The organism is Chitinimonas naiadis, assembly GCF_054780835.1.
The window spans coordinates 475856-502324 of record NZ_BAAGVO010000002.1; the positions used below are offsets into that span (position 1 = coordinate 475856).

A 26469-nucleotide genomic window follows, 5' to 3' on the forward strand; every position below is an offset into this window, starting at 1 on the left:
TGCTGCGGCTTCAGATTTCGTCGAAGGCTTCCGCCTCCAGATGGGCGATATCGCCCCATTGCTCGACCTGGTAACGGCCGCCCTGATAGCGGACGCGATTGATGCTGGCATTGTGCAGGCTGTGCTGGCGCCGCGCGCTCAAGGGCTGTGCAGTGGCGGCACGGTAGGCGCAATCGAGCACGCCACCGTGGGCGACGACCAGTACCTGCTGCCCGGGGTGGGCCTCGGCGATTTCTTCCAGTGTCTGCATGACGCGCTGGTTGAAGGCGCTCAGGCTCTCGCCTTCAGGCAGGACGTAGTCGGGATCGCGTGCCTGCCACTGGGCGTAGGCCTCGGGGTGGCGGACCGCCATCTCTTCCGGCGTCAGCGCCGACAGCACGCCGTAATGCCGCTCCCTGAGGCCGGTATGGATCAGCAGGTCGAGGCCGGTCGCCTGGGCGGTGGCCTGCGCGGTTTGCCGGGCCCGGCCCAGGTCGCTGCTATAGATGATGGCAAAGGCGTCGTCGCGATGGTCTTCCTTCAGTCGCTCCGCGAGCCGCTTGGCCTGGCTGAGGCCGGTGGCATTCAACGGTACATCGGTATGACCTTGAAAGCGGCGTTCGGCGTTCCAGCTGGTTTCGCCATGGCGGATCAGCCAGAGAGTGGTGTTGGGCATGGACAGGATCAGGTCGCGGAAGGTTGATGGCACCAGTGCCAGGGTTCAAAGGCAATCCCGTGGGGATTGCCGCGCGGATAGCTCAGGATGAAGCCGTATTGCGATGCATGTCCTTGCAGCCAGGCGAAGGCCGGGCTGGTCTCGAAGTCTTCTTCCAGTACGGCAAAGCCGGGCGTGCTCAGGTCTAGTGCCCGCCCGGTGTGGTGCTCGCTATACCCCGGCGCTGCACTGACGGTAAGGATGTCGGCGATCAACTGGCCGTTACCCAGCTTCTTGCGGATCAGGTTGGCCTGATAGGCGATGCTGCGAAATGCCGATACCAGCTGCAACTCGATGCCGTCGATTGCCGCAGCGGTCCGCATCGCCCGCCAGGCGGCCGCCGCAGCGATGTCGGCAAACTGGTCGCGTCCGAGGCAATCGAGCCCCAGTGGCACCAGCAGCGTGGCTTCCGGGCAAAACGGCAGGCTGCGCGCCAGGGCATAGTCGGGCGGTATGCCGAGTTCGGCGTGCAGGTCGGTCAGTTGGGCTGCGTCGTTCATGCGGCAGGAGTGTAACGCGCAGGTCGGGCTTGTGACAGTTCGGGTCGTGACATGGCCGGTATGTCGAAGCCGGGATGCGCCGCGGCGCCAGCGCTGCGAAGCCGGGCTAGCTGTGCGGTACGGTTTGCTGGACAATGACAGGACAATTGCTGGACAGTTGTTGCCCGCCGCGCTTGCCACCTCCGGCATGCCGGTCCGGCGGCGCCACAGCTTCGACCGCGGAGATGCCATGCAACCCTTTATTGTTGACCACGCCCAGGCGCAGCCGCTGGTGGAGCAGATCGTCGAGCAGTTCATCGTCCGTATCGGCGACAAGAGTCTGCGGGCCGGGAGCCGTCTGCCGTCGATCCGCAGCTTCGCGGCGGAGTACCGGGTCTCCAAGTTCACGGTGGTCGAGGCCTACGACCGTCTGGTGGCGCTGGGCTATGTGCAGTCGCGGCGAGGTGCAGGCTTCTACGTGGCGCCACGGGTCGAGGCCCATGCCAATGCGCCGGTACGGCGTGAGCCGCCACTGAGCCGTTGTGTGGACAGTCTTTGGCTGTTGCGGCACGACGCGCTGACCTCGGACAACGATATCCTCAAGCCGGGCTGCGGCTGGCTGCCGGCGAGCTGGATGCCGCAAGCCGAGCTGGAGAAAGCCTTGCGTGACCTGACCCGGCGTCCCAATGCCCGGCTGACGGCCTATGGCGAGCCCTTTGGCTACCGTCCCTTGCGGCAGCAACTGACGGTCAGGCTGGCGGAACTGGAGATTGAAGCCGAGCCCGAGCAGATCGTCCTGACTCACGGTGCCATGCAGGCGCTGGACCTGATCGCCCGGTATTTCGTGGATGAAGGCGATGCCGTATTGGTCGATGACCCCGGCTTCTTCAACGTCTTTGCCAACCAGAAGCTCAATGGCGCCCGCTTGTATGGCGTACCGCGCACACCCAACGGGCCGGATGTGGTGGTACTGGAGCGCCTGCTGGCCGAACACAAGCCCAAGCTGTTCATCACCAATAGCGTGCTGCACAACCCGACCGGTACCAGCCTGAACCGCGCCACCGCCCATCGTTGCCTGCAACTGGCGGAGAAATACGACCTGACCATCGTCGAGGATGATATCTACAGCGATTTCCAGACCGGTCCCGGCGAGCGGCTGGCAGCACTGGACCAGCTGAACCGGGTGATCTATATCGGCAGTTTCTCCAAGACACTGTCGGCCAACCTGCGGGTGGGATTCATCGCTGCATCGCCCGCCAGGGCGCAGGACCTGTGCGATCTCAAGCTGCTGACGGGGCTCTCCACCTCGGAGGCTGCCGAGCGCGTCATCCACGCCATGCTGACCGAGGGGGCCTACCGGAAACACATGGACAGGGTGAAGGGCCGGCTCAAGCAGGTAGCCGATACGACCCTGCCCAGGCTGGAAGCATTGGGGTTCGAATTATGGGCGCAACCCGGCGGCGGCATGTTCAGCTTCGCACGTTTGCCAGGCGTGGCCGATACCGCGCCCCTCGCGCAAGCCGCGCTGCTGCAGGGTTTGATGCAGGCGCCGGGGGTGCTGTTCAGCCCGCAGGGCGGGCCTACGCCCTGGTTGCGATTCAATGTCGCGCACATGCAGGACGATCGGGTTTGGCGCTGGTTGGAACATGTCGCGGCAGGGGAGCCCGCTCGTGCGCTATAATCTATCCTTAACAACATATTGAACAGGGCGGCGGTGTGGTTACACCGCCGTTCGCCTTTGGAGTACCGAAACATGGCACCGCCCCGCAAACCCGCCCCCAAATTCGCTGCACCGTCCTCCGCTCCCCGTGGCGGCGGCCGTGCGCGGCCTCCACAAGGTGAGGCTGGCCAGGGACGCGGTTCCGATGCCCGCCGGTCTCCGCCTGCAGAATCCGGTCGCGGCGAAGGCCGTGGCCGCTACGCCGATGACACGCGTGGCAACAGTGCGCCGCGCGGCCCCCGTCCTGATGGGCAAGGCCGTGGCGAAGAAGGCTACAAGCCGCGCGGCCCACGTTCTGCCCCGGCTGGTCGGGGAGAAGATCCCCGCCAGGGGGGTCGGCGGACTGCAGAGCAGGGCCGCCGTGGTCAGGACGACCAGGGTCGCGGCCGCTCGCCCGAGGGCTACAACCCGCGTGCACCGCGCACCGGTGGCACCGGCCGCAGTGAAGAAGGTTATCAGCCGCGCGGCCCGCGTTCGGCCCCAGCCGGCCGTAGTGAAGACACGCGCTATGGCGACAATCCACGCCAGGGTGGGCGCCAGTCGGCCGAGCAAGGTCGTCGGGGGCCCGCCGATGAGCAAGGCCGTGGCCGTTCGCCTGAGGGCTACAGCCCGCGCGGGCCTCGCACCGGTGCCGGTGCTGCACGTGGCGAGGCTGCGCCGGCAGGGCGCGCACCACGCGGTGTCAATCCGGCTGGCGATACTGGCCAGGGCCGTCGTGCCCGCGGTGAAGGCCTCAACAGCAAGGCGTTTGGCAGCATAGATAACCAGCGCCACGCGCCTGAGAGTGCGCCACGTCCCGTACGCGGCGCGGAATACAAGTCGCTGGATGAGGATGGCCGCCGTGAAGCACGGCGTGCGGCGTCTCGACAGGCTCCGGTCAATGTGGCCGACCTGCCAGTCGAGCCCGCCAAGAAGCTGCGCCAGCGCCATGGCAGCGAGAAGCACGAACGTCAGGCGCTGGAATTGCGTGAAAAGCGGGTCGAGGCGAAATACATCGGTGACCTGCGGATCCAGAAGGCGCTGGCCCTGTCCGGCATCGGTTCGCGCCGTGACTGCGACGAGTGGGTGGCCGAGGGCCGCGTCAGCATCAATGGCCAGATCTGCCAACCGGGCGCACGCGTCTCTATGGGCGACAAGGTCATGTTCGACGGCAAGCCCATCCTGATCAAGTGGCCCGACCGCCTGCCGCGTATCGTGCTCTACCACAAGCAGGAGGGCGAACTGGTCAGCCGCGACGATCCGGAAGGCCGTACCACGGTATTCGAGCGCCTGCCCAAGGTGCAGAGCTCGGCCTGGGTGGCAGTGGGTCGTCTCGACTTCAATACCTCGGGTCTGTTGATCTTTACGACCTCCGGGGATCTGGCCAACCGGCTGATGCACCCGCGCTTCGAAGTACAGCGCGAGTATGCGGTCCGCGTGCTGGGCCAGCTGACCGACGAGCAGAAGAAGGAGCTGGTGACCGGCATCGAGCTGGAAGACGGTACCGCCCGCTTCGAGGTCCTGGAAGACCAGGGCGGCGAGGGCATGAACCACTGGTATCGCGTCATCCTCAAGGAAGGTCGCAACCGCGAAGTGCGCCGCATGTTCGAGCATTTCGAACTGACGGTTTCCCGCCTGATGCGGGTGCGCTTCGGCATGCTGACCCTGCCATCCCGCCTCAAGCGGGGCCAGTACTATGAACTGGACGAGCCGGAAGTGCTGGCGGTGCTCAAATGGGCCGGCCTGAGCCTGACCGGTCGGGTGGCAACACGTTGAGGCTGGACACCCCGGGCGTGCCCCGGGGTGTTTTCGTCGTGAAACAGGCAAGCGTATGAACAAGGCATTTACCCGGGAATCCGAAGGGGACGACGATGACGCCCTGCCGGAGGAACTGAAGCTCCCTGCCTCCACCAAGAACTACATGACACCTGGCGGCTGGAATCGCATGCGGGTGGAATTGCATGACCTGGTGACCAAGGAGCGGCCAGCCCTGACCCAGATGATCAACTGGGCGGCTGGCAATGGTGACCGTTCCGAGAACGGTGACTATATCTATGGCAAAAAGCGGCTGCGCGAGATAGATCGTCGTATCCGCTTCCTGACCAAGCGCATGGAAAACGCCGAGGTGGTCGACCCCGCTACCCGCGAGGCCACCGACCAGGTGTTTTTCTCGGCGACGGTGACGGTACTGCGCGGCAATGGCGATGAGCAGACGGTCAGCATCGTCGGGGTTGACGAGCTTGACCTCGAAAAGGGCCATATCAGCTGGATATCCCCCTTGGCGCGCTGCCTGCTGAAGGCCAAGGAAGGCGACACCGTGCTGCTGCGCGGGCCCGCCGGCGCAGAGGAAATCGAGATACTCGAGGTCGTCTACCGGGATCTGGGCTAAGCCTGACCGGCGCTTCAAGCAAAAAAAGCGGAACCCCATGGTTCCGCTTTTTTGTTGCCGATGTTGCTGATTGCTGGGCGGTCAGGGCGCCGTGGCGCTCAGGCCGCGCTTCTCCAGTAGGGGCTGGATACCGGGCTCCTTGCCGCGGAAGGCACGGTATAGCGTCATGGCGTCGACACTGCCGCCACGGGAGAGGATGTGCTGGCGGAACCAGTCGCCATTCTGGCGGGTAAGGCCACCGTTTTCCCTGAACCAGACGCTGCTGTCCGAGGCCAGGACGTCGCTCCAGAGATAGGCGTAATAACCGGCCGCATAGCCACCCGCAAAGGTGTGCTGGAAGTAGGTGCTGCGATAGCGCGGCGGGATGGGGGCAAAATCGACGCCAGCCTGTTTCAGCGCCTGGGCCTCGAAAGCCAGTACGTCGGTCGGGATGGTCTCCGGCGTCAGTTCATGCCAGCGCTGGTCCAGCAATGCTGCGGCCACATACTCGGTGGTGGCGAAGCCCTTGTTGAACTTGCGCACGGCCAGCGCCTTGTCCAGCAGTGCCGGCGGCATGGGCGTGCCGGTCTGGTAGTGCTTGGCGTAGTGGGTCAGCACCTCGGGCCAGAAAGCCCACATCTCGTTGAACTGCGACGGGTACTCGACAAAATCGCGCGGCACATGGGCGCCGGAGAAGTAGGGGTAGCGCACGTTCGAGAACATGCCGTGCAGGCCATGGCCGAACTCATGGAACAGCGTTTCCACTTCGTCGGTCGTCAGCAACGTAGGCTGGCCCTTGGCCGGCTTCGGGATGTTCAGGTGGTTGCCGACGACAGGGCGATTGCCGAACAGGGTGGACTGGTCCACGTAGTTGTTCATCCAGGCGCCGCCCCGCTTGTGCTCGCTCGCATAGAAGTCGAACAGGATCAGCGCGAGTGGCTGGCCGCTCTCCTCGAACACCTCGAACACCCGCACATCCGGCTGATACACCGGCAGATCCTTGCGCTCCTTGAAGGTAATGCCGTAGAGCCGGTTGGCGGCGTAGAACAGGCCATCCTGCAGCACGCGGTCCAGTTCGAAGTAGGGACGCAGGTCCGATTCGCTGTAGTCGAAGCTGGCCTTGCGTACTTTCTCGGTGTAGTAGCCCCAGTCCCAGGGCGCGAGCTGGAAGCCGCCCTTGTCGGCATCGATCATGGCTTGCAGGCCCTTGGCGTCCTGTTGGGCATTACGGACGGCGGCCGCGGCGACATCGCCCAGCAGCTTGTTGGCTGCCGTCGGCGTGCTCGCCATCTGGTTGGTCAGTGCATAGGCGGCGAAGTTGGGGTAACCCAGCAGGCGTGCCCGCTCGGCACGAAGCTTGACGATGCACAGCACGACCTTGCGATTGTCGAACTCGCCACCACGGCTGCCGCGCTGGATCGACGCCTCGTAGATACGCTGCCGTACGATCCGGTTGTCGAGTTCGTCTTCCTGTGGCTGCCCCGTGGTGTTGGTCAACGACAGCAGGTACTTGCCGTCCTGGCCACGCGCCTTGGCGGCCGCGGCGGCGGTGGCGATGTCCTGCTCGGACAGGCCTGCCAGCTCGGCACGGTTCTCGACCAGCACGGCGCCGGCATTACTGTCCTTCTGCACATTCAGGCCGAAGGTCTCCTGCAGGACGGCCAGCTCGCTGTTAAGGCGCTTGAGCTGGGCCTTGTCGCCCGCGGAGAGACGGGCGCCGGCCAGCTCGAAGTCGTTGTGGTAGCGCTCCAGCAGCCGCAGGGACTCGGCATCCAGCCCCAGCTTGTCGCGGCCCTGGTACAGGGCATCGACGCGCTGGAACAGCTTGTCGTTGAGCATGATCGCATCGGTGTTGGCTGCGAGCTGGGGGGCGAGGCGCTTGCGCAGCGCATCCATGCTGTCATTACCCCAGGTGGCGCCCAGATTGTCGAACAGCATGGCGACACGCTTGAGCAGGCTGCCCGATTTTTCCAGCGCCAGGATGGTGTTGTCGAAGCTCGGCGCCTCGGTGTTATCGGTGATCCGTCGGATATCCGCCTGCTGCTGGCGCATGCCCTCGGCGTAGGCCGGGGCGAAATGGGCGTTACGGATCTTGTCGAACGGTGGCAACTGGTAGGGCAGGGTGCTCGGTAGCAGCAGCGGATTGCTGGCCTGGCCGCTGATGGCGGCCATCGATGGCACGCCGGCCAGCAAGGTGAGGCTGGCGAGCAGAACGGGAAGCTTGCGTGACATCAAAGGCTCCGACGGGATGGATAAGCGGATGGCTTGAAAGCGCAGCATGATAATCGACCCACCATGGGTGTGGCTGGGCTTGATGCGCTCGGTACCGAACTATTTCTACCCGGAATTCATGCCCGGCTTGCCGGTCGAAGAGGTATCCCCTCCGCGTGGTGCGATCAGCCATGTCTGCTCGGTTATCACGAAACCGGTTGACCGGTTCGATTAGCGATAAGATGTCGCCAGGAGAATCATTGCTAATGTTGCCCATCGATCTGCACGCCCATTCCAATATTTCCGACGGCATGCTGCCGCCGCGCGAGGTCGTTGCGCGCGCGCACAGCCGGGGCTGCAAGCTGTTCGCGCTGACCGACCACGACGATGTCCGGGGTTTGAAGGACGCGGCCGACGAAGCGGCGCAGCTGGGCATGCAGTTTGTGACCGGGGTCGAGATATCGGTCAGTTGGCGCAAGCACACGCTGCACATCATCGGCCTGGGTTTCGATCCCGAACATGCCGGCTTGCTGGCGGGCCTTGCCAGCGTAAGGCACGGCCGCGATGAGCGGGCCGTACGCATGGATGAAGCACTGGCAGCCTATGGCGTCAGCGGTGTGCTCGCGGGCGCCCGCAAGTTTGCAGACAACCCGGAGATGATCGGCCGCGCCCACTTTGCCCGGCATTTGATCGAACGGGGCCTGGCCAAGGACATGAAGGGCGTCTTCAAGAAGTACCTGGCGCGGGGCAAGCCGGGCTATGTCAGCCACCAGTGGGCGACACTGGCCGATGCGGTAGGCTGGATACGCGCCGCCGGCGGCGTCGCGGTCATCGCCCATCCGGGGCGCTACGATTTTGGCAAGCAGACGCTGGGCGAACTGATCGAGGAATTCAAGTCGGTCGGCGGCGAGGGCATCGAGGTCGTGTCCGGCAGCCATCATCCCAGCGATTTCGAGCGATTTGCCCGGGTTGCCGAGACGACGGGCCTGTTGGCGTCCGTCGGTACGGACTACCATGCGACCGGCGAAGGTGCGCGCGAGCCGGGCATGCTGCCCGATATGCCACCGGGACCGGAGCCGGTATGGCGCCGCTGGTTCGATGAGACCACCTTGCCAGCTGATGGGTGTGCCCCCACCTAGTCGATAGGCAGCCTATATTTAGGGAGCCCCGAGGGGGCAACCCGGGCTGACAACAAGAAAATCTCGTTATGGCGCTTTACCTCGCACTTCATCCAGACAATCCACAACCCCGACTGATCAAACAGGCCGTCGAGATCATCCGCAATGGTGGTGTGATCGCCTATCCGACCGAATCCTGCTATGCCTTAGGCTGCCACCTGGGCGACAAGGATGCGCTGGAGCGTATCCGTCGCATCCGCCAAGTCGATGACAAGCACCATTTCACGCTGGTCTGCCGTGACCTGTCCGAACTGGCCACCTATGCCAAGGTGGACAACCGGCAGTACCGCTACCTGAAGAGCGCCATGCCGGGACCCTACACCGTGATCCTGCAGGCAACGCGCGAGGTACCGCGCCGCGTCATGCAGGCCAAGCGTTCGACCATCGGCTTGCGGGTCCCGCAGCACAAGGTGGTGCGGGCGCTGCTGGACGAACTGGGCGAACCGCTGCTGTCCTCTACGCTGCTGTTGCCGGGGGAGGACTTCTCGCCAACCGATGGCTGGGAGATCAGCCAGCAGCTCGAGCACCAGCTGGATGCCGTGCTCGATGGCGGGGCGTGCGGCACCTGTGTCACCACCGTGATCGATCTGACCGCTTCCGACCCCGTGCTTGTCAGGCAGGGCGCTGGCGACGTGGCGGTATTTGGCCTGTGAGGTCGGGTCTGGCTGGGGCTTGGCCGGCGCTGGCAGCCCGCTGTGATCATGGTTGCCAGCGGTGGGCGCAGCAACCGTTCTGGTTGTTCGTACTGAGCGTCTACAGTGTTTCCCTGTGCACCAAGATCGTGGTGATGCTGCTGATCGGCGAGACGGCCGCCGCCGTAGGTCAGCCTTTTCCGCAGTACCAGGGGGATGCGCTGCGCAGCCTGTCGCATCTCTTTGTCGGTGCCGTATTGCTCGCGCCCTGGATCGAAACCCTGCTCAACCAGCAACTGCCGCTCTGGCTGGTGGGCCGCGTCACCCGACGCCCACTGTGGCCGGTGCTGTTCAGTGCCCTGGTGTTTGGCCTGCTGCACTATCAGCGCCTGCTGGAGGGCGTTATCCTCGGCACCTTGCTGGGTGTGCTGTTCGCCACCGCTTACTGGTATCGTGCGCGCGTCGCCCATGGGCATGCCTTCCTGGCCGTTGCCGGCATACACACCCTGCACAATCTGCTGGCCTGGAGCGCGCACTGGTTGCAACGTTCCGGCTTGGCGCCTGTCAGCTAGTTGGCCAACCGTCGCATCGTCGTCTCGTATCCTGCGGTATTGCCGCGATCTAAAGAGGGAAGTTGATTTTGGAGAACTGGAACCTGGTCCAGAAGATTGCCATCTATGCCTTGCCCGTGCTGTTCGCCATTACGGTGCATGAAGCATCGCATGGCTATGCGGCCAAGCATTTTGGTGATCGTACTGCAGAGATGGAGGGCCGGCTCTCGCTTAACCCGCTGCGGCATATCGATCTGTTCGGCACCATTCTCGTACCGGCCTTGGCGTTGCTGCTGGGCGGCTTCCTGTTTGGCTGGGCCAAGCCGGTCCCCGTGGATTTCCGTAACCTGCGTAATCCCAAGGCGGACATGCTGTGGGTTGCCCTGGCGGGACCTGGGTCGAACCTGTTGATGGCCGTGGCCTGGGGGCTGCTGCTGAAGCTTGCCAGTACCCTGGATGGCAGCAGCTTCCAATTGCCCTTGGCGTATATGGCGCAGGCCGGCATACAGATCAATGTGGTGCTGATGGTGCTGAACCTGCTGCCTTTACCGCCGCTGGATGGCGGCCGTGTCCTGATTTCACTACTGCCGAACCGGGCCGCCTATGCGGTATCGCGTATCGAACCTTACGGCATGTTTATCCTGATTGCCTTGATCTTCACCGGCATCTTGTCGGCAATCATGCTGCCCTTCATCAACCTTACCTATCAGCTGCTGGATTTCCTGATCTAGCAAGTTGCACCAACAAAAAGCCCCGCTCAACGTCGGGGCTTTTTGTTGGGCTATCGCCGGCTCAATCTGCAGCCAGCAGGGCGGCAAGCGCCTGGGTCACGTCGTCCTGGCTGACGCCTTCGCCGAGGCTCACAGGCGCATCCGACAGGGCGGCTGCTCCCGCTTGCTTGAGCTTGCCCACCCAGATGCCGGCCTCCTTGCCCTGCTCGAAGCCCTGGCTTTGCAGCAGCACACGGCCATCATGGGCACTGAGCTTGAAGTAGAAGCGGCCGTCCTGCTCACGGTACTGCTTGAACACGGGCAGTTGTGGCTTGGTGGTCTCGGCCGCGACCTGCACCTGCGGTACCGCCAGGAAGGTGCGCAGGCCGACCGATTCACGCAAGGCGGTCAGGAACGGCGTCGCGACGGCGCGTGCCTTGCGGGCCCCTTCCTGCAGGGCGGCTTCGATCAGCTCGGGCTTGGCCATCAGCTCCACATAGCGATCGCGCATGGGGCCGATTTCCCGGTTGATCAGGTCGAACAGGCGCTGCTTGGCATCGCCCCAGCCCAGGCCGGCCATCAGGTCGGCGCGGAAGGTGGCGGTCTCTTCTGCAGAAGCAAAGGCCTGGTAGAGCGTGTACAGATGGCTGCTGTCCGGGTCCTTGGCTTCACCGGGCAGGCGGGAGTCGGTCACGATTCGGGCGATCGCGTCCTTGAGGCCCTTGGCACCGCCCTCGAACAGCGGAATGGTGTTGTCGTAGCTCTTGGACATCTTGCGGCCATCGAGGCCCGGCAGGGTGGCGACATGCTCTTCGACCAGCGCCTCTGGCAGGACGAACAACTCCTTGCCCTTGCCGAACAGGTGGTTGAAGCGCTGGGCGACATCGCGGGCCATCTCGATATGCTGGATCTGGTCGCGCCCGACCGGTACCTGATGGGCATTGAACATGAGGATGTCGGCGGCCATCAGGATGGGGTAGCTGAACAACCCCATGGTGATCCCGGCATCGGTCTCCTCGCCGGCGGCCTCGTTGGCGTCGGCCGATGCCTTGTAGGCATGGGCGCGGTTCATCAGCCCCTTGGCGGTCACGCAGGTCAGCAGCCAGGTCAGCTCGGGAATCTCGGGGATATCGCTTTGGCGGTAGAAGGTCACGCGCGTGGTATCGAGTCCCGCGGCCAGCCAGGTGGCGGCAATCTCCAGTCGCGAACGCTCGATCCGGGCCGGGTCATCGCACTTGATCAGGGCGTGGTAGTCGGCCAGGAAGAAAAAGCTTTCGTTACCCGGCAAGCGGCTGGCGTTGATCGCAGGGCGAATGGCGCCGACATAGTTGCCGAGATGGGGAGTACCGGTCGTAGTAATGCCGGTCAGTACGCGATGGCTGGGGCGTGTCATGGAACGAGGATCCTAAAACTGCAAAACAGCCGTCAAGTTTAGCGGCTTGCTGGAACATGGGATACGGTTGCGACGGCATGCTGTCAGCGCCCGCCATCACGACCAGAAAACCTGGCCGGCAAGTATATCGGGGCTTGACGAAATCGGCGCCTGTGATATCGCCGCAAGAACGCCTGATTTTTGAGCAAACCAGCAAGTTTCCTTGCAAATCCGGCACTAAGCATCGCCATACACAGCTATCCACGGACTTACCCACAGCACTTGTGGGTAGAAGTTCCCGAGGCCGGATGAAAAATCATAAATCCAGCCCATTGGGCAGTTTTCTTTCTTCAACTACGGGACGGTCAAGCCATCGCCGGTTTCGCTCAGGCTGACCCGATGGAGCAAGCAGCACGCCGCGCTCATCACGTGCACGGTGGATGGCGCTGCGCTTTTCCACCCTACAAGTACCGGTGCCTGCTAAGGGATTCGCCGTTTTATACGTAGGGTGGAAAAGCGCAGCGCCTTTCACCACAGAAGCTCAGCAAACGTTTCCGAAACCACTAACGAGCGTCAGCGAGGCTCCCTCGCAGCGGCGAGGGCGGGGGGAGTGGGTGATATAAAAGCAAAGGCCCGTTTGGGCATCGACTGAAGCAAAACGCCCGGCTGAGCGAAGTCGTTGCCACCTTCTGGTGGCTTACTACTTCGGCCTCCCCCTTGCGGGGGCTGCCGGGCGCTTCGTTGAACGTGACGTCTAGGAAACGTCTCTACTTTTCCCTAAAACCACTGCGCGTGGAAAATCCCCGGCTTGTCAGTACGCTCGAAGGTATGCGCGCCAAAGTAGTCGCGCTGCGCCTGGATCAGGTTGGCCGGCAGGCGCTTGGCGCGATAGCTGTCGAAGTAGGCGACGGCGGAACCGAAAGTCGGAACCGGGATGCCGGCCAGTACGGCGGCGGCAACTACTTCGCGCAGGGCGGCCTGGTATTCGTTGGCGATGCCAGCGAAATAGGGGTCCAGCAGCAGGTTCTTCAGCTCCGGGTCCTTGGCGTAGGCATCGGTGATGTTCTGCAGGAAGCGCGAGCGGATGATGCAACCGGCGCGGAAGATCTTGGCGATCTCGCCGTACTGCAGGTCCCAGCCGCTTTCCGTCGATTGCGCACGCATCTGGGCAAAGCCCTGGGCGTAGGAGGCGATCTTGGACAGGTAGAGGGCGCGGCGGACAGATTCGATGAACCTGGCCTGGTCGGCAATCAGCGGCTTGCTGGCTGGGCCATGCAGTACCTCGCTGGCGGCAACGCGCTCTTCCTTGAGTGCCGAGATAAAGCGGGCGAAGACCGATTCGGTGATCAGGGGCAGCGGCACGCCCAGGTCGAGCGCGCTCTTGCTGGTCCACTTGCCGGTGCCCTTCTGGCCAGCCTGATCGAGGATCACGTCCACCAGATCGTGCCCGGTCTCGTCGTCCTTCTTCTTGAAGATATTGGCGGTGATATCGATCAGGAAGCTGTCGAGCTCGCCCTTGTTCCAGTCGCCGAACACATCCGCCAGGTCGGCATTGGAGAGACCCAGCAGGTTCTTGAGGATGTCGTAGGCCTCGGCGATCAGCTGCATGTCGCCGTACTCGATGCCGTTGTGCACCATCTTCACATAGTGACCGGCGCCGTCCGGGCCGATATAGGTGACGCACGGCTCGCCGTTGGCGGTGGCCGCGATCTCCTTGAGGATGGGGGCGACCAGTTCGTAGGCTTCCTTCTGCCCGCCGGGCATGATGGACGGGCCCTTCAGCGCGCCTTCCTCACCGCCGGACACGCCGGTGCCGATGAAGTTGAAGCCCAGGCTGGACAGTTCCTTGTTGCGGCGGATGGTATCGGTGTACAGCGTATTGCCGCCGTCGATGATGATGTCGCCCTTGTCGAGCAGCGGCTTGAGCTGGTCGATGGTGCCATCGGTCGGTGCACCGGCCTTGACCATCAGCAGGATGCGGCGAGGGGTTTCCAGCGAGGCGACAAAGTCGGCCAGGGTATGGAAGGGGACCAGTTTCTTGCCCGGATTCTCGGCGATGACTTCATCGGTTTTTTCTGGCGAGCGGTTGTAGATCGATACCGTATGACCACGGCTCTCGATATTCAACGCCAGGTTGCGGCCCATGACCGCCATACCGATTACGCCGATTTTTTGCTTGGACATTACTTCTGCTCCTGTCTTGACCTGGCCGTGCATACGCCAAGCCTGTTCCGAAGATTGATACGGCCTCTTGGGCCGGGTTTGCTGATGCAGCGTTGGGTGGGCTGCTTGAAATATTGGGGCGCTTTTTAACAGATAAAGGGCAATCGTGCTCAGGTAGTTGCAGTCGGTCCGACTACCAAATCGCCGCGATTGTTTCTGGGGCTGGTATCCAGCGAATTCAGCAGCTTAGGTATAGTTGGTGGAATTCGTGCTTGTCAGCCAGGAAAGGGGCGATGCTATGCTGCGCCCCCCATTTTCCGACCCCGGTGGCAGGTAGCCGCCAGACCATGGCAAACAATATCGAGATCAAGGCCAACGTCGCCGATCTGGCGGTTCTGGAGGACCGGGTCAAGGCATTGGCCATGCAGCCTTGCACTGACATCGCCCAGGACGACACCTTCTTCGCCTGCCCGAACGGACGCCTGAAGCTGCGGGCCTTCTCGGCCGATGCGGGCGAGCTGATCTTCTATCAGCGCCCCGATCGGGCAGGACCCAAGTCGTCGTTCTATATCCTGTCCACCACCCAGGCGCCGGACACCCTGCGGGAGACCTTGACGCTGGCTTACGGCCAGGTGGGCAGGGTACGCAAGCAGCGACGGCTGTATCAGCTGGGTCGTACCCGCGTGCATCTGGACGAGGTAGAGGGGCTGGGCAGCTTTATGGAGCTCGAGGTCGTGCTGGCGGAGGGCGAGGCACCCGAACCCGGCGCCCGCGAGGCGCAGGACCTGATCGCCGCCTTGGGCATCCTGCCGGAGGATCTGATCGAAACCGCCTATGTGGATTTGCTGCGCGAGCGGGCCTTGCCCGGCTGATCGGCGAGGCTCAACGGCAGGTATACGGCGGCAGGCCGGCCACGCCAGGTTCGACGGCAAACAGGCCGCCTGCCAGCGGTTCCGCAGCCAGGGCGGCGGCATCCATCGCTTCACGCGCGGTCGTGATGAACAGGGTGCGATACCCCTCGCCACCGAAAGCCAGCGAAGCGGGCTGGGAGGCGGCAAGCGGGATGGTCGTCAGCAATTCTCCCGACGGACTATAGCGACACACCCGACTACCACCCCATTGGGCGATCCAGACGCAGTCTTCGGCGTCCACCGTCATGCCGTCCGGCGAGCCTTCCTGTTCACTGTCGAACTGGCGCCAGAGCGCGCGGGCGCCAAGTGTCCCATCGGGCTGGATCGCATAGACGTAGGTCCGGGCGAGGTAGGTGTCGGTATGGTAGAGCCGGCGCCCATCCCGGCTCACGGCCGGCCCGTTGCAGATATGGTAGCCCTCGTCGAGTACCTGCCAGCGCCCGTCCGGGTCCAGCCGCGCCAGCTTGCCCGCGTTGCGGCTGTAATCGTCGTTGTGCATGGAGCCAAACCAGATCGCGCCATCGGCATCGGCCTTGGCATCATTGAGGCGGATGCCGGCCTGCCCGGCATAGGGGCGAAGCCGGTATTCGATGCGCAAGGTGGGCTCCAGCCAAAGCCGGGCAATGCCGTCGCGCAGTCCGGCCACGAATCCATCGCCATCGGCATGAGGTAGCAGCCAGCACAGCCATTCTGGCAGGGACCAGCTTTGCGTCAGTCCGCTGGCTGGCGTGTAGGCATGCAAGGTGGCTTGCTTAAGGTCGGTGAAGTACAGTCGGCCTTCGCGCTCATGCCATAGCGGCCCCTCGCCCAGATCGGTCGCCAGTGGCCACAGGCAGCGTGCGTTCATCTTGGTCTCGCTCCGTTCTTATTTTTCAGGGCTGAATGTAAGCGGTTTTGACCTGGGTATAGAACTCCACGGCATGACGACCCTGCTCGCGCGGGCCGTAGCTCGATCCTTTGCGGCCACCGAATGGGACATGGTAGTCCACGCCGGCAGTCGGCAGGTTCACCATGACCATGCCGACCTGGGCATGGCGGCGGAAGTGGCTGGCCTGCTTGAGCGAGCTGGTGCAGATACCGGCACAAAGCCCGAACGGAGTGTCATTGGCGATGCCGAGCGCGTGCTCGTAGTTGTCGGCCTTCAGGACCACCGCAACCGGGCCGAAGATCTCCTCCCGGGCGATACGCATTTCCGGCTTGCCCAGGAACAGTGCAGGTGCCTGGAAGTGGCCGTGCGTGGGTCGCTCCAACGCTTGTCCGCCGAACAGCAGCTCGGCCCCTTCCTCGCGGCCGATGCGGACATAGTCGAGATTCTGCTTCAACTGCCTGGCGTCCACGACCGGACCGATCTCTATCCCGTGCTCCAGGGCATGGCCCACCTTGAGCGCAGCGAGCTTCTTCTGCACGGCGGCCACAAAGCGGTCATGGATGCCGGCCTCGACGATCAGGCGGCTCGAGGCGGTGCAGCGCTGGCCGGTCGAAAAGTAGGCACCATTCACGGCAGCGTTCACCGCCAGATCAAGGTCCGCGTCATTCAGCACCACCAGCGGGTTCTTGCCGCCCATCTCCAGCTGTACCCGCGCGCGACGGCTGGTAGCCGTCTTCAGTATCTGCTCACCCACCGGGACCGAGCCGGTAAAGCTGATCGCATCGACGAGCGGGTGCTCCACCAGCCGGTTGCCCACCTGCCGGCCGCTACCCATCAAGAGATTGAATACGCCGGCAGGTACGCCGGCACGATGCAACATGTCGGCCAGTTGCCAGCCGCAGCCTGGCACCAGCTCTGCCGGCTTGAATACCACGGTGTTGCCATAGGCCAAGGCAGGGGCGATCTTCCAGGCCGGGATGGCGAGCGGAAAGTTCCAGGGCGCGATCAGGCCGACCACGCCGACCGGCTCACGACTGATTTCCACCTCGATGCCCGGCCGTACCGACGCCAGTTTTTCGCCGGGGATACGCAAGGCCTCGGCGGCGAAGAACTTGAAGATCTGCCCGGCCCTGGCGGCTTCGCCGATCGCTTCCGGCAGGGTCTTGCCTTCCTCGCGGGCCAGCAGCCGGCCCAGCTCGTCCTTGCGCGCCAGGATCTCGCTACCCACCTGGTCGAGTATGTCGGCCCGGCGCTGTACCGGCCCGAGTGCCCAGGCGGGCAGGGCGTCGGACGCAGCCTGGATCGCGGCGTCGGTATCGGCGATATCAGCCCGGGCGTATTCGCCTACCGGGTCCTTGTCGTCCGACGGATTTTCCGACAAGGCGACGGTGCTGCCGGTTTGCCAGTGGCCGGCGATGTAGTTCTTGAACACATTGCTCATCCTGTTTCCTTCACGACAGCTAGGGTTGCCTTGGGCAGTCTCAAGCAGCTTGGGCGGTTGCCAAGACGGCGAGATGCCATCTAATCAGTCCATACACCTGGTTCAAGCCTGGTCCTACAACACGCCCATGCCGCCCGCCGCATACGGCGTGGCAGCCTTGCCCAGCGGGTTGCGAAGGGGCGCGCCGAATTCCGGCAGGCTGACTTCAAACACATCCCCCTCGGCCACCGAAATACCATCGGCAAAACTCAAGGTAGCGGTGCCAAAGAAATGCAGGTGTACATCACCCGGCCGCAGGAACTGCTGGTACTTGAAATGGTGATATTCGAGGTTGGCAAAGTCGTGGCACATATTGGCCTCGCCGGTCAGGAAGGGTTTTTCCCAGCGGATTTCATCGCCCCGGCGTATCCGGCTGCTGCCCTCCAGATGCTCGGGCAACCGGCCGATGCGCAGTTCGGGACCGACGGCGCAGGGGCGCAGCTTGGAATGCGCCAGGTAGAGATAATTCTGCCGTTCGGTGACATGGTCCGAGAACTCGTTGCCGAGCGCATAGCCCAGCCGCCAGGGCCGGCCGTCGTTGCCGATCACATACAGCCCGACCAGTTCCGGCTCCTCGCCACCATCGAGGGCGAAGTCCGGCGAGGGCAGGGGGCTGCCCGGTGCCACCACGATGCTGCCATCGCCCTTGTAGAACCATTCCGGTTGAACGCCCGGCAAGCCAGGCTCGCTTTTGCCGCCCCCCAGGCCCCACTTGAACATGCGCATCGAGTCGGTCAACTGTTGCTCGTCGTCCCCACCCAGCTTCTGGTGCATCTTGTCGCGCGTTGCCGCGCTGCCAAGGTGGGTCAGCCCGGTGCCAGTGACATAGCAGTGGGCCGGGTCAGGGTGGGTCAACGGTGATAGCACCCGGCCCTCGGCCAGCAGGGCGGGATAGTCGATGGCCGCATCCAGACCCAGCTCTTCGATCTGATGTGCCAGCGTGCGCTGGGCAGCAATGGCCGCCAGGGCCAGTGCGTAGGTGGAATGGACCCCTCTCACCGGGCTGGCCTGCAGGCCGTCGCCGGAAATGACGGCGACCCGGCCGGTGTCGTGCTGGGTGTACTGGATCAATCGCAAACTGTGCATCGTGTCTCCTGCTCTTATGGCCCGCAGCCCCTGTGCCGTCATCGCGTGAGGGTGCTACCGGGTGGGTGTGATGGCCATACTAGAAGAACGAGGTATGCATTTCTAATGAATTAATTGAGCAATACGATACGTGTTTTGATATGTTTACTACCTGACTGGAGATCAAGCATGGCAGCCAACTACTCGAACTGGTTTATCAAGGCCCGTCTGAAAACCCGGCAGCTCCTGCTGCTGGTGGGGCTGGATGAAGAGCGCAATATCCACCGCACATCGGAAGTGCTGGGGATGACCCAGCCGGCAGCGTCCAAGCTCCTGAAGGACCTGGAGGACATGCTGGGCGTGCAGTTGTTCGAGCGACTGCCGCGCGGCATGAAACCGACCTGGTACGGTGAGATCATGATCCGTCATGCGCGCATGGTGCTGTCCAACCTCAGCCAGGCGCACGACGAAATTACGGCCTTGAAGTCAGGCCTTACCGGTCAGGTGAATCTGGGCGCGATCGTGGGCGTCAGCACCGCCCTGTTGCCACGTGCGATCGCCCGCATGAAGCAGCAATTCCCCTATGTACAGATCAATGTCCAGCTCGATACCAGCAATGCCTTGCAGCCTTTGTTGCAGCAAGGTCGTTTCGACATCCTGGTCGCGAGACTGTTTGAAGAGCACGACAAGAGCGGCCTGAACTACGAGCTGCTGGCTGAGGAACCGGTATGCCTTGCCGCACGACGCGGCCACCCGCTGGCGCAGGGTGCCGGCCTGACCCTGCGGGACCTGATGTCGGCCGCCTGGGTATTGCCGCCCAGCGGCAGCGTGCTGCGGCACCGCTTTGATCTACTCTTTCGTCAGCAGAACCTCGAACCACCGCGCAATGTGATCGAGACGACCGCCCTGTCGTTGACGACCGCCTTGCTGGAAGAGACCGATATGGTGACTGCGCTGCCGGTCGATGTGGTCCGTCATTATGCCGAGCACGGCATGCTGGCGACCCTGCCGGTGACGCTCGATTGCAAGATGGACGCCTTCGGCATCATTACCCGCCGCGACCAGTTGCTGTCGCCCTGTGCGACCGCCATGCTGCGCATACTGCGCGAGGTCTCGGCCGAGATGTATGGCGAGCTCGCCGTGGCCTGAATCATGGATATACAGCCCAAGCCCAATACCGTCTGCCCGCTCTGCGGCGGCGCCAATCAATGCGCGCCGGCCCAGTGCGGCAGTTTCGATACGCCTTGCTGGTGTCGCACTGCGCATATCGATCCTGCCATCCTTGCCCGCATCCCTGCCGCCCAGCGCGGTGAAGCCTGCATTTGCCCACGCTGCGCGGCGGCCGGCTTGCCAGCCGCCGCTGGCGACTAGACCCAGCCACCGTCGACGGTGAACTCCTGGGCGCTGCACATGGCGGCGTCGTCCGATGCCAGGAACAGTGCCATGCTGGCCAGGTGCTGCGGTAGCAACTGGCCCTTCAGGCACTGGCTCTTGGCAATCTCGGCGCGGGCCGCATCGTCCACCCACAGGCTCAACTGCTTCTCGGTCATCACCCAGCCGGGCACCACGGTATTGACGCGGATTTGGTCCGGCCCGAGGTCGCGGGCCAGGGCACGGGTCAGGCCATGGGTCGAGGCCTTGGCCGTGGCGTAGACCGGATAGCCGCCAGTGGCTAGTTTCCAGCCGACCGAACCGAAATTGATGATGGCGCCGCCACCAAGCCGCCGCATGCCGGCGATGACCGCCTGGGCGGCGAAAAAGGCAGGCCGCTGGTTGATGGCGATGCCGTTGTCCCAGGATTCGGGCGTGACATCCTCAATGCGGTGGCGTGCATCGTTGGCGGCATTGTTGACCAGTACCGATATATCGCCCAACTGTGTCGTGACCTCCTCGATCACGCCTTGCAGGGACGCGATATCGCGCAGGTCGCAATGCCGGAACAGCGGCCGGTCCAGGCCGCGTCCGGCCAGCGTATCGCATAGCGCCTGGCTGGCTTCGGTCTGGATATCGACGAATGCAACCTTGGCGCCTTGTTCGGCAAAGGCGCTGACCAGGGCGGCTCCGATGCCCGTGCCGCCACCGGTAATGAAAATCACGCGCCCCGCCAGGCTGGGGTAGTGGGCAAGGCGGCCTTGCTGTGCTGCTTGGGTCATGCTGCATGTCTCCATTCTTGTGATATTCAATCTGATATCGTTCTATCAGAATTTAGCATTAGACCGTTATAGCTTACCCCGCTAGCATCCTTCGGTAAATGCAACGGCACCGGCGCGTATCGGTGTCCACCGAGGACGACAGATGAGTGAAGACAAGAAGAAAGGCCTGCGCAGTCAGGCCTGGTTTGGCAAGCAGGACCGCGATGGTTTCATGCATCGTAGCTGGATCAAGAATCAGGGTTATCCGGACGACATGTTCGATGGTCGACCGGTTATCGGTATCTGTAATACCTGGTCGGAACTGACCCCGTGCAATGGGCACTTCCGCGAGCTGGCCGAATTCGTCAAACGCGGTGTCTATGAAGCCGGCGGCTTCCCGCTCGAATTTCCCGTCATGTCGCTGGGGGAGACCCAGCTGCGTCCCACCGCCATGCTATTCCGCAACCTGGCCAGCATGGATGTAGAGGAGTCCATCCGCGGCAACCCCATCGACGGTGTCGTCTTGCTGATGGGGTGCGACAAGACCACGCCCTCGCTGCTGATGGGCGCCGCCAGCTGCAATCTCCCAACCATCGGCCTGTCCGGCGGCCCCATGCTCAACGGCAAGTTCCGTGGACACGACGTCGGTTCTGGGACCGGTGTCTGGATGATGTCCGAGATGGTCCGGGCCGGCCAGATGACCATGGACGAGTTTGTCGCCTCCGAGAGCTGCATGCATCGCTCCAAGGGCAACTGTATGACCATGGGGACGGCGTCCACCATGGCCAGCATGGTGGAAGGGCTGGGTATGTCCCTGCCCGAGAACGCGGCGATCCCGGCGGTGGATTCGCGCCGGTACAAGCTGGCGCAGCTGACGGGCAGGCGCATCGTCGAGATGGTGAAGGAAGACCTGACCATGTCGAAGATCCTGACCCGCGAGGCGTTCGAGAACGCCATCCGCATCAACGCGGCGATCGGTGGATCGACCAACGCGGTCGTGCATCTGCTGGCCATCGCGGGCCGCATGGGCATACCGCTCGACCTGGCAGACTTCGACCGGCTGGGGGCCGAGATACCTTGTCTCGTCAATCTGCAGCCATCGGGCAAATACCTGATGGAAGACTTCTACTACGCCGGCGGCCTGCCGGCGGTGATCAGGGAGATCGAACCCCTGCTGCGGCCCGAGGCCCTGACCGTCAACGGCCATACCCTGGTGGATAACAGCCGCAATGCCCCTTGCTACAACCGCGAGGTCATTACGCCGCGCAATGAACCCTTCAAGCCCGATGCCGGCATCGCAGTGCTCAAGGGCAACCTCTCGCCCAATGGCGCCATCATCAAGCCTTCCGCCGCGTCTCCCCATTTGATGCAGCACCGCGGCCGCGCCGTGGTGTTCGAGAGCATCGAGGAATTCCACGCCCTCATCAACGACCCGGAACTCGATATCGACGAGACCTGCGTCATGGTGCTCAAGAACTGCGGTCCCAAGGGTTATCCCGGCATGGCCGAGGTCGGCAACATGCCGCTGCCGCTCAAGGTCCTGCAGAAGGGGATTACCGACATGGTGCGGGTATCCGATGCGCGCATGAGCGGTACGGCCTACGGCACGGTGGTACTGCATGTCTCACCGGAGGCCGCAGCCGGTGGGCCGCTGGCCCTGGTTCGCAACGGCGACATGATCGAGCTCGACGTCGCCGGTCGACGCCTGCACCTGGACGTGCCCGATGCCGAACTGGCCCGCCGCCGGGAGGACTGGCAGGCGCCGGAAACCCCCAAGCGCGGCTGGTACAAGCTCTATGTCGATCATGTCCAGCAGGCGCATCTCGGCGCCGACCTGGATTTCCTGGTCGGCAATAGCGGCGCGGCGGTTCCGCGCGAATCCCACTAGGAAGCCGCCTGGACTCATCCACGTGAGGCGCCACTCCCGCAAGGAGGACCCAGTGGTTGTACGCCCCCTGCAGGGCGACAACCACGCAGCGGCGGCGAGGATTTGGGGTAGGGATCAATCCGCAATAGGTCGTGGATAGCTTGCGGCCAGGTAGCGCCCGGCTTTGCCGGGCGATGAATTGAAGTTTCACGTCTCGGACGTTTGCGGTGCCTCATCAGGCCCCGCCGAGCTGTCTGGACCCAGGGAGGGACAGGTACGAAGGGAAGATTTGATCCAAGCAGCAGGCCGGTCGTTCGGCCGTAGTCGTCGTTACATAAAACCAGAACTGGAGACAACACGATGAACCTCAAACGCAGGAGCCTGATCACGGCTCTACTCTCTGCCGGACTCTTGATGCTGGGCGGTACCGCCTTGGCCAAACCTATCGTGCTCGGTTTTGCCCAGGTGGGCGCCGAGAGCGAATGGCGTAGCGCCAATACCCAGTCGATCAAGGAAGCCGCGCCCGCCGCCGGCATCACGCTGAAGTTCAGCGATGCCCAGCAAAAGCAGGAAAACCAGATCAAGGCGATCCGCTCCTATATCGCCCAGAAGGTGGACGTCATCGCCTTCTCTCCGGTCGTCGAATCGGGCTGGGAAACAGTGCTGCGCGAGGCCAAGGCCGCCAAGATCCCGGTGATCCTGACTGACCGCGCCGTCGACGTGAAGGATGACTCCCTCTACGCCACCTTCATCGGTTCGGATTTTGTCGAGGAAGGCCGCAAGGCAGGCAAGTGGCTGCTGGAGAACTACAAGGGCAAGGGTGATGTGAACATCGTCGAGCTGCAGGGCACTGTTGGCTCGGCGCCGGCCATCGACCGCAAAAAAGGCTTTGAGGAAGTGATCAAGGCCGATCCGCGCTTCAAGATCATCCGCTCCCAGACCGGCGACTTCACCCGCGCCAAGGGCAAGGAAGTGATGGAGGCCTTCCTCAAGGCCGAGGGCAAGAAGATCAATGTGCTGTATGCGCACAATGACGATATGGCCATCGGCGCGATCCAGGCGATCGAGGACGCCGGCCTCAAGCCTGCCAAGGACATCACCATCATCTCGATCGACGCGGTCAAGGGGGCCTTCGAGGCCATGATCGCCGGCAAGCTCAACGTCACGATCGAGTGCAACCCGCAACTGGGCCCGCAACTGATGGATGCTGCCAAGAAGGTGGTGGCAGGCCAGTCCTTGCCCAAGCGCATCGAGACCATCGAGGGCATTTTCCCGATGGAAACCGCGGCCAAGGTTTTCCCGACCCGCAAGTACTGATTCGAACCAGGCAATACGGCAAGTACGGGGTGCAGTCTGCACCGTGCGCTTGCCGCCTGGTACCGACCATGACGCTGGTCCGGAACCGCCAGACCCGGCTGGGTTCGCCAGCGTATCCCTGAAGGAGAGACACCCGTGAAACTGCTGAAAAAAGTGCTGGCCGCCGCCCTGGTCGCCGGTTTGGCCGGCCAGGCGCTCGCCGCCGATCTCAAGCTTGGCTACCTCGTCAAACAACCGGAGGAACCCTGGTTCCAGACCGAGTGGGCGTTTGCCGAGAAGACCGGCAAGGAACTGGGCTTTGACGTGATCAAGATTGCCACGCCCGATGGCGAGAAGACCCTGGCCGCAATCGATAGCCTGGCCGCCAACGGTGCCAAGGGCTTCGTGATCTGTACACCGGACCCCAAGCTCGGACCGGCCATCATGGCCAAGGCCAAGTCGCTGGGCCTGAAGGTGGTGGCGGTGGATGACCAGTTCGTCAACGCCAAGAATGCGCCGATGACCGAAGTGCCGCTGGTGATGATGGCGGCCAGCAAGGTCGGCGAGCGGCAGGGCAAGGAACTGTGGAACGAGATGAAGAAGCGCGGCTGGAAGGTCGAGGAGACAGGCGTGATGGCAATCACTGCCAATGAACTCGACACCGCCCGCCGGCGTACCGACGGTTCGATGTCGGCACTGAAGGCTGCAGGCTTCCCGGCCAAGCAGATCTTCACCGTACCGACCAAGAGCAACGATATCCCCGGCGCGCTGGATGCCGGCAACTCGCTGCTGGTGCAGCACCCGAACGTCAAGAACTGGCTGGTGATCGGCATGAACGACAACACCGTGCTGGGTGGCGTACGTGCAACCGAAGGCAACGGCTTCAAGCCGGAGAACGTGATCGGCATCGGCATCAATGGCGTGGATGCGGTGACCGAACTCTCCAAGAGCAAGGCAACCGGCTTCTATGGCTCGCTGCTGCCCAGCCCCGATGTCCATGGCCGCACCAGCATCACCATGCTGCACGACTGGGTTACCAAGGGTAAGGAACCGACCAGGTTTGTCGAAGTGACGGACGCGGTATTGATCACCCGCGACAACTTCAAGGCTGAACTGAAGAAGAAGGGGCTGGGCGGCTAAGCGTCCGGCTGTTCAACGACGGGCGGGGGAATTCCCCCGCCCCGGCAAGGGACCGCAAGGGTCCGTCAAGGCTGGTACGCAATGAGCAATCCCCCCTATCTGCGTTTCTGTGACATCGGCAAGTCCTTCCCTGGCGTGCAGGCACTGCAGCATATTGATCTGGCCTGCCGCGAGGGCACGGTACATGCCTTGATGGGCGAGAACGGCGCAGGTAAGTCCACGCTGCTGAAGATACTCAGCGGCGCCTATCAGCCGAGCTCCGGCCACCTGGAACTCGGTGGAGAAAAAGTCGAATTCCATTCCGCGACCGATGCCCTGAAGCATGGCGTGGCGGTGATCTATCAGGAGCTGCATCTCGTCGCCGAACTGTCGGTGGCAGAGAACATCTATCTCGGCCAATTACCCGGCAAGGCCGGCATCGTGAACCGCGCCCGCTTGCAGGCTGCCGCCGCGACGCAGTTGGCCAAGCTCGGCGTGGCCATCCATCCGGCCACCCCGCTCAAGCACCTGTCCATCGGCCAGCGGCAGATGGTGGAGATTGCCAAGGCACTGACCCGCAATGCCCAAGTGATCGCGTTCGACGAGCCAACCAGCAGCCTGTCCCAGCGCGAGATCGAACAGTTGTTCCGGGTGATCCGGGAGCTGCGCGAGCAGGGCAAGGTCGTGATCTATGTCTCGCACCGCATGGAAGAGATCTACCGCCTGTGCGACGAGATCACGGTGTTCAAGGATGGTCGCCTGGTGCGGCATTTCCCCGAAATTGCCGAGGTCAGCAACGAGCAGCTGGTACAGGCCATGGTGGGGCGCAATCTGGGTGACATCTACGGTTACGCCCCGCGGACCCTGGGCGAGGAGCGCCTGAGCGTGCGCAATTTCCTTGCCCCCGGCCTGCGCCAGCCGGTGAACCTGAGCGTGCGGCGTGGCGAGGTGGTTGGCCTGTTCGGCCTGATCGGCGCCGGTCGCAGCGAATTGATGAAGGGCATCTTTGGCGGTACGCGCGCCAGCCAGGGTGAAATCTGGATCGATGGCAGCAAGGCCCGCATACGCCGGCCGGCCGACGCGATCACGCAAGGGGTGACGCTCTGCCCGGAGGACCGCAAGGGCGAGGGCATCATCGGCATCCAGTCGGTGCAGGACAACATCAACATCAGCGCCCGCCGGCGCTGGCTCAAGGCGGGGTTGCTGATCGACCGCCGTCGGGAAGCCAGCAATGCCGGCGAGATGATACGTCGGCTGGGCGTGAAGACCCCAAGCCCGCACCAGGCCATCGTCCATTTGTCCGGTGGCAACCAGCAGAAGGCCATCCTGGGCCGATGGCTGTCGGAAGACATGCGGGTCATGCTGCTGGATGAGCCGACCCGCGGCATCGATGTCGGTGCCAAGCATGAAATCTACAAGATCATTTTCGAGCTCGCCAAGAGCGGCGTCGCCGTGCTGTTTGCTTCCAGCGACCTGCCCGAGGCGCTGGGTCTCGCCGATCGCATCGTCGTGATGCGGGAGGGCGCGATCGCCGGAGAACTGGGCCACGGTGAAGCCAGCGAAGAAAAGGCGCTGGCCCTGGCCATGCTGCAGGCCGAATCACGGATTGCGGCCTAGCTGCCAAACGATACCTACCTGACAACATAAGTCGGGCCAGAAGAACCCGAGATGGAG

24 protein-coding genes are annotated in these 26469 nt (G+C 63.2%); 15 read left to right on the forward strand and 9 right to left on the reverse strand.

What is annotated here, in order from left to right; all coding sequences use genetic code 11:
* Positions 1-10 precede the first annotated feature (10 nt).
* Both ACYVHK_RS04560 and ACYVHK_RS04565 read right to left on the reverse strand, forming a co-directional pair.
* Complete coding sequence (locus tag ACYVHK_RS04560) at positions 11-655, reverse strand: histidine phosphatase family protein (RefSeq protein WP_460528057.1); 645 nt, start codon at positions 653-655, stop codon at positions 11-13.
* 8 nt (positions 656-663) lie between these two features.
* A complete protein-coding gene (locus ACYVHK_RS04565) occupies positions 664-1194 on the reverse strand; it encodes a M15 family metallopeptidase (RefSeq protein WP_460528059.1) in 531 nt (176 codons plus the stop codon).
* A 229-nt stretch (positions 1195-1423) separates the two neighbouring features.
* Between ACYVHK_RS04565 and ACYVHK_RS04570 the strand changes: the two genes are divergently transcribed.
* From ACYVHK_RS04570 to greB, 3 genes are all read left to right on the forward strand, one after another.
* The gene (locus ACYVHK_RS04570) at positions 1424-2854 is read left to right on the forward strand and encodes an aminotransferase-like domain-containing protein (RefSeq protein WP_460528061.1); all 1431 of its coding nucleotides are present in this window, start codon (positions 1424-1426) and stop codon (positions 2852-2854) included.
* Between the two features lie 72 nt (positions 2855-2926).
* Positions 2927-4648 carry a pseudouridine synthase gene (locus tag ACYVHK_RS04575; RefSeq protein WP_460528063.1) on the forward strand — a complete coding sequence of 574 codons (1722 nt, stop codon included), beginning with the start codon at positions 2927-2929 and terminating at the stop codon, positions 4646-4648.
* Between the two features lie 55 nt (positions 4649-4703).
* Positions 4704-5261, forward strand: a complete 558-nt coding sequence (gene greB / locus ACYVHK_RS04580) for a transcription elongation factor GreB (RefSeq protein WP_460528065.1) — start codon at positions 4704-4706, stop codon at positions 5259-5261.
* A gap of 81 nt (positions 5262-5342) precedes the next feature.
* Here greB and ACYVHK_RS04585 read toward each other — a convergent pair whose 3' ends face one another.
* On the reverse strand, positions 5343-7472 hold the full coding sequence (locus ACYVHK_RS04585) for a M3 family metallopeptidase (protein ID WP_460528067.1): 2130 nt from the start codon (positions 7470-7472) through the stop codon (positions 5343-5345).
* A gap of 46 nt (positions 7473-7518) precedes the next feature.
* Here ACYVHK_RS04585 and ACYVHK_RS04590 point away from each other — a divergent pair, with 46 nt between their 5' ends.
* From ACYVHK_RS04590 to ACYVHK_RS04610, 5 genes are all read left to right on the forward strand, one after another.
* Complete coding sequence (locus ACYVHK_RS04590) at positions 7519-7686, forward strand: hypothetical protein (RefSeq protein WP_460528069.1); 168 nt, start codon at positions 7519-7521, stop codon at positions 7684-7686.
* 31 nt (positions 7687-7717) lie between these two features.
* A complete protein-coding gene (locus ACYVHK_RS04595) occupies positions 7718-8590 on the forward strand; it encodes a 3',5'-nucleoside bisphosphate phosphatase (RefSeq protein WP_460528071.1) in 873 nt (290 codons plus the stop codon).
* Positions 8591-8658: 68 nt separating this feature from the next.
* Positions 8659-9282, forward strand: coding sequence for an L-threonylcarbamoyladenylate synthase (locus ACYVHK_RS04600; RefSeq protein ID WP_460528073.1), 624 nt, complete (start codon positions 8659-8661; stop codon positions 9280-9282).
* An 83-nt stretch (positions 9283-9365) separates the two neighbouring features.
* On the forward strand, positions 9366-9833 hold the full coding sequence (locus ACYVHK_RS04605; RefSeq protein WP_460528075.1) for a CPBP family intramembrane glutamic endopeptidase: 468 nt from the start codon (positions 9366-9368) through the stop codon (positions 9831-9833).
* A gap of 62 nt (positions 9834-9895) precedes the next feature.
* On the forward strand, positions 9896-10543 hold the full coding sequence (locus ACYVHK_RS04610; RefSeq protein ID WP_460528077.1) for a site-2 protease family protein: 648 nt from the start codon (positions 9896-9898) through the stop codon (positions 10541-10543).
* Between the two features lie 61 nt (positions 10544-10604).
* Here the strand turns inward: ACYVHK_RS04610 and ACYVHK_RS04615 are convergent, their stop codons facing one another.
* Together ACYVHK_RS04615 and gndA are read right to left on the reverse strand one after the other, a co-directional pair.
* The gene (locus ACYVHK_RS04615; protein WP_460528079.1) at positions 10605-11915 is read right to left on the reverse strand and encodes a tryptophan--tRNA ligase; all 1311 of its coding nucleotides are present in this window, start codon (positions 11913-11915) and stop codon (positions 10605-10607) included.
* A 756-nt stretch (positions 11916-12671) separates the two neighbouring features.
* A complete protein-coding gene (gene gndA / locus ACYVHK_RS04620; RefSeq protein WP_460528081.1) occupies positions 12672-14078 on the reverse strand; it encodes an NADP(+)-dependent, decarboxylating phosphogluconate dehydrogenase in 1407 nt (468 codons plus the stop codon).
* 326 nt (positions 14079-14404) lie between these two features.
* Here gndA and ACYVHK_RS04625 point away from each other — a divergent pair, with 326 nt between their 5' ends.
* Entirely contained in the window at positions 14405-14929 is a 525-nt protein-coding gene (locus ACYVHK_RS04625) for a class IV adenylate cyclase (RefSeq protein WP_460528083.1), read from the forward strand.
* A gap of 10 nt (positions 14930-14939) precedes the next feature.
* On the opposite strand, the gene ACYVHK_RS04630 is transcribed toward ACYVHK_RS04625, so the two are convergent.
* The 3 genes from ACYVHK_RS04630 to araD1 form a co-directional block, all read right to left on the reverse strand.
* The gene (locus ACYVHK_RS04630) at positions 14940-15815 is read right to left on the reverse strand and encodes an SMP-30/gluconolactonase/LRE family protein (RefSeq protein ID WP_460528085.1); all 876 of its coding nucleotides are present in this window, start codon (positions 15813-15815) and stop codon (positions 14940-14942) included.
* Positions 15816-15840: 25 nt separating this feature from the next.
* Entirely contained in the window at positions 15841-17277 is a 1437-nt protein-coding gene (locus ACYVHK_RS04635; protein WP_460528087.1) for an aldehyde dehydrogenase family protein, read from the reverse strand.
* 114 nt (positions 17278-17391) lie between these two features.
* On the reverse strand, positions 17392-18402 hold the full coding sequence (araD1, locus tag ACYVHK_RS04640) for an AraD1 family protein (RefSeq protein ID WP_460528089.1): 1011 nt from the start codon (positions 18400-18402) through the stop codon (positions 17392-17394).
* Between the two features lie 168 nt (positions 18403-18570).
* Between araD1 and ACYVHK_RS04645 the strand changes: the two genes are divergently transcribed.
* On the forward strand, positions 18571-19530 hold the full coding sequence (locus ACYVHK_RS04645) for a LysR family transcriptional regulator (protein ID WP_460528091.1): 960 nt from the start codon (positions 18571-18573) through the stop codon (positions 19528-19530).
* Between the two features lie 3 nt (positions 19531-19533).
* Entirely contained in the window at positions 19534-19752 is a 219-nt protein-coding gene (locus tag ACYVHK_RS04650) for a cysteine-rich CWC family protein (RefSeq protein ID WP_460528093.1), read from the forward strand.
* Here ACYVHK_RS04650 and ACYVHK_RS04655 read toward each other — a convergent pair.
* On the reverse strand, positions 19749-20534 hold the full coding sequence (locus ACYVHK_RS04655; protein WP_460528095.1) for an SDR family NAD(P)-dependent oxidoreductase: 786 nt from the start codon (positions 20532-20534) through the stop codon (positions 19749-19751). The genes ACYVHK_RS04650 and ACYVHK_RS04655 overlap by 4 nt on opposite strands.
* Positions 20535-20676: 142 nt before the next feature.
* Here ACYVHK_RS04655 and ACYVHK_RS04660 point away from each other — a divergent pair, with 142 nt between their 5' ends.
* The 4 genes from ACYVHK_RS04660 (at position 20677) to araG (ending at position 26412) form a co-directional block, all read left to right on the forward strand.
* Positions 20677-22401 (forward strand): IlvD/Edd family dehydratase, encoded by a 1725-nt coding sequence (locus tag ACYVHK_RS04660; RefSeq protein ID WP_460528097.1) that lies wholly within the window; start codon positions 20677-20679, stop codon positions 22399-22401.
* A 339-nt stretch (positions 22402-22740) separates the two neighbouring features.
* Positions 22741-23697, forward strand: a complete 957-nt coding sequence (locus tag ACYVHK_RS04665) for an ABC transporter substrate-binding protein (protein ID WP_460528099.1) — start codon at positions 22741-22743, stop codon at positions 23695-23697.
* A 135-nt stretch (positions 23698-23832) separates the two neighbouring features.
* Positions 23833-24816, forward strand: a complete 984-nt coding sequence (locus ACYVHK_RS04670; RefSeq protein WP_460528101.1) for an arabinose ABC transporter substrate-binding protein — start codon at positions 23833-23835, stop codon at positions 24814-24816.
* Positions 24817-24897: 81 nt separating this feature from the next.
* Complete coding sequence (araG, locus tag ACYVHK_RS04675) at positions 24898-26412, forward strand: L-arabinose ABC transporter ATP-binding protein AraG (protein ID WP_460528103.1); 1515 nt, start codon at positions 24898-24900, stop codon at positions 26410-26412.
* Positions 26413-26469 lie beyond the last annotated feature (57 nt).

Bases quoted from the DNA above. Each gene is read 5' to 3' on its own strand.
- ACYVHK_RS04560 (WP_460528057.1), bottom strand. From the start codon at position 655: ATGCCCAACACCACTCTCTGGCTGATCCGCCATGGCGAAACCAGCTGG.
- ACYVHK_RS04565 (WP_460528059.1), bottom strand. From the start codon at position 1,194: ATGAACGACGCAGCCCAACTGACCGACCTGCACGCCGAACTCGGCATA.
- ACYVHK_RS04570 (WP_460528061.1), top strand. From the start codon at position 1,424: ATGCAACCCTTTATTGTTGACCACGCCCAGGCGCAGCCGCTGGTGGAG.
- ACYVHK_RS04575 (WP_460528063.1), top strand. From the start codon at position 2,927: ATGGCACCGCCCCGCAAACCCGCCCCCAAATTCGCTGCACCGTCCTCC.
- greB (WP_460528065.1), top strand. From the start codon at position 4,704: ATGAACAAGGCATTTACCCGGGAATCCGAAGGGGACGACGATGACGCC.
- ACYVHK_RS04585 (WP_460528067.1), bottom strand. From the start codon at position 7,472: ATGTCACGCAAGCTTCCCGTTCTGCTCGCCAGCCTCACCTTGCTGGCC.
- ACYVHK_RS04590 (WP_460528069.1), top strand. From the start codon at position 7,519: ATGATAATCGACCCACCATGGGTGTGGCTGGGCTTGATGCGCTCGGTA.
- ACYVHK_RS04595 (WP_460528071.1), top strand. From the start codon at position 7,718: ATGTTGCCCATCGATCTGCACGCCCATTCCAATATTTCCGACGGCATG.
- ACYVHK_RS04600 (WP_460528073.1), top strand. From the start codon at position 8,659: ATGGCGCTTTACCTCGCACTTCATCCAGACAATCCACAACCCCGACTG.
- ACYVHK_RS04615 (WP_460528079.1), bottom strand. From the start codon at position 11,915: ATGACACGCCCCAGCCATCGCGTACTGACCGGCATTACTACGACCGGT.
- gndA (WP_460528081.1), bottom strand. From the start codon at position 14,078: ATGTCCAAGCAAAAAATCGGCGTAATCGGTATGGCGGTCATGGGCCGC.
- ACYVHK_RS04625 (WP_460528083.1), top strand. From the start codon at position 14,405: ATGGCAAACAATATCGAGATCAAGGCCAACGTCGCCGATCTGGCGGTT.
- ACYVHK_RS04630 (WP_460528085.1), bottom strand. From the start codon at position 15,815: ATGAACGCACGCTGCCTGTGGCCACTGGCGACCGATCTGGGCGAGGGG.
- ACYVHK_RS04635 (WP_460528087.1), bottom strand. From the start codon at position 17,277: ATGAGCAATGTGTTCAAGAACTACATCGCCGGCCACTGGCAAACCGGC.
- araD1 (WP_460528089.1), bottom strand. From the start codon at position 18,402: ATGCACAGTTTGCGATTGATCCAGTACACCCAGCACGACACCGGCCGG.
- ACYVHK_RS04645 (WP_460528091.1), top strand. From the start codon at position 18,571: ATGGCAGCCAACTACTCGAACTGGTTTATCAAGGCCCGTCTGAAAACC.
- ACYVHK_RS04650 (WP_460528093.1), top strand. From the start codon at position 19,534: ATGGATATACAGCCCAAGCCCAATACCGTCTGCCCGCTCTGCGGCGGC.
- ACYVHK_RS04655 (WP_460528095.1), bottom strand. From the start codon at position 20,534: ATGACCCAAGCAGCACAGCAAGGCCGCCTTGCCCACTACCCCAGCCTG.
- ACYVHK_RS04660 (WP_460528097.1), top strand. From the start codon at position 20,677: ATGAGTGAAGACAAGAAGAAAGGCCTGCGCAGTCAGGCCTGGTTTGGC.
- ACYVHK_RS04665 (WP_460528099.1), top strand. From the start codon at position 22,741: ATGAACCTCAAACGCAGGAGCCTGATCACGGCTCTACTCTCTGCCGGA.
- araG (WP_460528103.1), top strand. From the start codon at position 24,898: ATGAGCAATCCCCCCTATCTGCGTTTCTGTGACATCGGCAAGTCCTTC.